Here is a 4,460-nt window from a genome sequence, read left to right on the forward strand (position 1 = left end):
TAATATGGCTGTTCAAGTAAATCCACGTATTTATGAAAAAACAATGCAACATCATGATTTCTTAACATTCAGTGTTGGAACGGGACAAGCTAATACTAGTTTTGAAATTCAATTTAATGAAGAAGAGTTTAGTCAAACGAAAGATGAGTTAATTGATATAGCACGTGAACTAAGGCAGCGTAATCTTTCATTAGACGATGTACCAGTCGTAACAGATTTAATGAATGGACCAGTCGGATACATTGGGCAGCGCTCTTTAGTACTAGAACAATTACAATTATTAGTCGTACAAACTGCTTTATTCCATAGCTATTATGACTTGCAGTTTATTACTATTTTTCCTGAAGAAGAAAAAGAGAAATGGGATTGGATGCGCTGGTTACCCCATGGAAGTGTTCGCGATATAAATGTACGTGGATTTGTATACCATGATCGTAGCCGAGATCAGGTGTTAAATAGTTTATATCAAATTTTAAAAGAGAGAAAACAAAAAGTAGATGAAAAAAGTTCTACAAATGAAAAACTGTATTTCGCACCACACTATATCGTACTCATTACAGATGAAAAACTAATTTTAGATCATGTTGTTATGGAATTTTTCAATGACGATCCGAGTCAATTAGGTGTATCACTTGTGTTTGTTCAAGATGTTATGCAAAGTTTACCAGAGCATGTGAAAACGGTAATTGATATAAGAGATGCAAAGCAAGGGAACATCATCTTAGAACAAGGAGAGCTTGTTAACCGTCAATTTAAATTGAATCATGTACCGAAAGGGTTCAATTTAGAAGATGTTTCACGAGCACTAGCACCGTTAAATCATTTGCAAAACTTAAAAAATAGTATTCCAGAAAGCGTAACATTCCTAGAAATGTACGGTGTTGAAAAAATAAAAGAGTTAAATATCACAAGTCGCTGGCAGAAAAATGCAGCACATAAATCTTTAGCTGTACCACTTGGATTACGTGGTAAAGAAGATATTGTAAACTTAAACTTACACGAAAAAGCCCACGGGCCACACGGATTAATAGCAGGTACAACAGGTTCAGGTAAATCGGAAATTATACAATCGTATATTTTATCTCTAGCAGTCAATTTCCACCCTTACGAAGTGGCCTTTCTACTAATTGACTATAAAGGCGGCGGTATGGCGAATTTATTCAAAAACTTACCGCATTTATTAGGAACAATTACGAACTTAGATGGAGCACAAAGCATGAGAGCGCTCGCATCAATTAAAGCTGAATTACAAAAAAGACAACGATTATTTGGTGAAAATGATGTAAACCATATTAATCAATATCAAAAACTGTATAAAGAAGGCTTAGTAAGTGAGCCAATGCCACATCTATTTTTAATTAGTGATGAATTCGCGGAATTGAAGTCAGAACAACCAGAATTTATGAAAGAGTTAGTTTCAACAGCACGTATCGGTCGTTCGCTCGGAATTCATTTAATATTAGCTACACAAAAACCGAGCGGTGTTGTAGATGATCAAATTTGGAGTAACTCGAAATTCAAACTAGCACTGAAAGTTCAAAATACGTCAGATAGTAATGAAATTTTAAAAACACCAGATGCTGCTGAAATTACATTACCAGGACGTGCTTACTTACAAGTTGGGAATAATGAAATTTATGAACTATTCCAATCGGCTTGGAGCGGGGCAGACTATGTAGAAAATAAAGAGGATAAAGAGCATTTAGATGCAACGATATATGCAATAAACGATCTAGGACAATATGAAATATTAAGTGAAGATTTAAGTGGACTTGGTAGCAGTAAAGACGTTATAAGCGTACCGTCGGAACTTGATGCTGTTATTGACTACATTCACGATTACGCAGAAGTAAATGAAATTGAAGCGTTAGCAAGACCGTGGTTACCGCCACTTCCAGAAAGCGTATATTTACAAGACTTACATGCTATTCAGTTCAAGGAAGCATGGACGAACGAAAAGAAACCATTAAAAGCAACAGTTGGTCTATTAGATCAGCCTGAATTACAATCACAAACACCATTAACATTAGATATTAGTAAAGACGGACACGTAGCAGTCTTCTCAAGTCCAGGTTACGGAAAATCAACATTCTTACAATCAGTCATTATGGATGTAGCTCGTCAGCATAGTCCGGAGCATTTGCATGTGTATTTATTAGACTTCGGAACAAACGGTTTAATGCCATTAAAATCTTTACCACATGTGGCAGACATCATTACACTAGACCAAGTTGAAAAATGCGAGAAATTTCTTCGCCGCATAGAAGACCTATTAAAAGATAGAAAGCAATTGCTAAGTAAATATGGCGTTGCGAGTCTTGAAATGTATGAGAGAGCTAGTAAAGAAGTATTACCAACAATATTAATTACGTTAGATAACTATGATTCTGTTAGAGAAGCTGGATTTGTCGAAGACTTTGAACGCATTGTTGCACAAATTGTACGTGAAGGGGCAGCGGTAGGAATTCATTTAATGCTTACGGCTACACGTCAAAATGCATTAAGAGTACAAGTAAATACAAATATTAAACTACAAATTGCTCTATATATGATAGATGAGGCAGAATCTAGAGCTATTGTAGGAAGAACAGAGTTGAAAATTGAAGAATTAGCAGGTCGTGGTTTAGTTAAAATTGACGAACCAACAATATTCCAAACAGCTTTACCGACAGATGGAGAAGATGTACTTACTCGAATTGAAAATATACAAGCTGAAGGAAAAGAGATGGATTCCTTTTGGGATGGAGAAAGACCGAAAGCAATCCCTATGGTACCTGAAGTTCTGGAATACAAAGAATTTATTGCATGGCCAGAAACAAGGAAAATTATTGAAGCAGGCAAACTAACATTTGGTGTAGAAACAGAAAGCGTTACGCCTCTCGAATTAGATTTAACGGAAGCGGCTAATATTGTTGTAGGGGGAATCAAGAAAGATGAAGTTGAAAATGTAGTTCATCAATTCCTTCAACAATTAGCTGGTAGTGGACACTTTGACCTAGGTTTAATTGATACAAGAACACGTAATTTCTCAAACTATAGAGAGAACGCTGCTTTATATGTAGCTGAAAAAACAGGAATTGAGAAAACGATTAAACAAGTTACAAATGCTTATAAATCGAGAGAAGCGGCGTTTAAAGAGGAGCAGGAAGCATCAAGTGAAACAGTGAACCCAGCTGAATTTATTAAGAAATTTAAGCCGATTGTAATCGTAATTGCAGATGTAAATGATATTTTAAGTAATTTAGAAGATAGCGATATATATAGTTTAGCGGAATTAATCACAAATGGTGCATTTATGGGCATCCACTTCGTAATTGGCTGTGATGTTGATTCAATTGACAGTCGATACGACTTAGTTTCAAAAACAATAAAAACGCAATCTCATGTTATTTTACTTAGAAAATCATCAGGCCAAATGGTCTTCGATGTATCTAATAAAGATTTAAGTAGTACAAAATTAAATCCATTTGAAGGGTATTTTGTTGAAAATCGTTTTGCTACTAGAATTAAAGTGCCAACTATTTAAGGGGGGATTTGCATGGGGATAGAGGAATTAAATAGTCAAAAATCTGGTTTATTAAGTAGTATAAGTCATCAACAAGGGCAATTGGCTGAATTACAAATGAAACTACGAAGGCTAATAACTGCTAAGGGGAAATTTGTAAATAATCTTGAAGCAATTAAACAAAATCAAGAGCAGTTTAAGTCTTTAGAAATAAACGAGAGTAGTTGGAAAGGGCAAAGAGCAACTACTTTTAAAGAAACGTATGAACAACAAGTTATTTCTAATTTAGGGAAGTTTATTGGAGAACTAGGGAGAGTGCAAGAAGACATCGATCAAGCCATACGGCGGCTTGAAAGAGAAATCGCTGCATGTGAGTCTAGTATTCTTTCATTAAGTCGAAGTGTTTCAATGGTTGACGCTAGTATTCAAGTAGAAGTACAGAAGGCGGGGAAATGATAAATGGGGGAAATTAAATTAAATAAAGGGGTATTTGATGCGAAAGTAAGTGAATTGAAAAGTGGTGCTAGTGATTTAGGTAAGACTAAATTTAATGGTATGCAGTTGAGTCGTACGAATTTAAGTAAACTGAAAAAATATTGTGAAGCGATTGAAAAGTTATCTCAAAAGGTGCAGCAATACGAACAGATATTAGAAAATGACTTAAATAAAATACAACAAACCGGGGAGAAAATAGTCGAAAAAGACGAACAGCTTGAGAAACAATTAAGGATCGGTTCAATTCATCATGCTATGAAAAATTAAAATAGGGTGGGAGAAGCGTGGATAAAAATATAGAGTTACAAGAAGTAAAAGAACTTCAAAATAGATTTCAAGCAAGTGCCACTGAGTTGAATCTACAGTTTGAATCATTATTAGGTAAGATAGCGGATTTTAGTGAGATTAATTCATTTCAAGGTGCTGCTGCTGATGGAATTAAAGGCCATTTATCTAGAGT

Annotated in this window: 3 protein-coding genes and 1 pseudogene; all 4 read left to right on the plus strand. The window is 35.1% G+C overall.

Annotated elements, in window-relative coordinates; all coding sequences use genetic code 11:
• The first annotated feature begins 43 nt into the window (after nt 1-43).
• Nucleotides 44-3,526: a type VII secretion protein EssC gene (essC, locus tag AC1DTM_RS18775; protein ID WP_477000641.1), complete on the plus strand. Its 3,483-nt coding sequence runs from the start codon at nt 44-46 to the stop codon at nt 3,524-3,526.
• A 12-nt stretch (nt 3,527-3,538) separates the two neighbouring features.
• Nucleotides 3,539-3,961, plus strand: a complete 423-nt coding sequence (locus AC1DTM_RS18780) for a YwqH-like family protein (protein WP_002200727.1) — start codon at nt 3,539-3,541, stop codon at nt 3,959-3,961.
• 3 nt (nt 3,962-3,964) lie between these two features.
• Complete coding sequence (locus tag AC1DTM_RS18785; protein ID WP_477000640.1) at nt 3,965-4,267, plus strand: TIGR04197 family type VII secretion effector; 303 nt, start codon at nt 3,965-3,967, stop codon at nt 4,265-4,267.
• A gap of 17 nt (nt 4,268-4,284) precedes the next feature.
• A pseudogene (locus tag AC1DTM_RS18790) lies at nt 4,285-4,460 on the plus strand (T7SS effector LXG polymorphic toxin); the annotation flags it as partial.

This window comes from Bacillus sp. P4_D3, from assembly GCF_056401855.1.

Excerpts from the sequence above, each read along its gene's own strand:
- essC (WP_477000641.1), top strand. The coding sequence starts at position 44 with ATGCAACATCATGATTTCTTAACATTCAGTGTTGGAACGGGACAAGCT.
- AC1DTM_RS18780 (WP_002200727.1), top strand. The coding sequence starts at position 3,539 with ATGGGGATAGAGGAATTAAATAGTCAAAAATCTGGTTTATTAAGTAGT.
- AC1DTM_RS18785 (WP_477000640.1), top strand. The coding sequence starts at position 3,965 with ATGGGGGAAATTAAATTAAATAAAGGGGTATTTGATGCGAAAGTAAGT.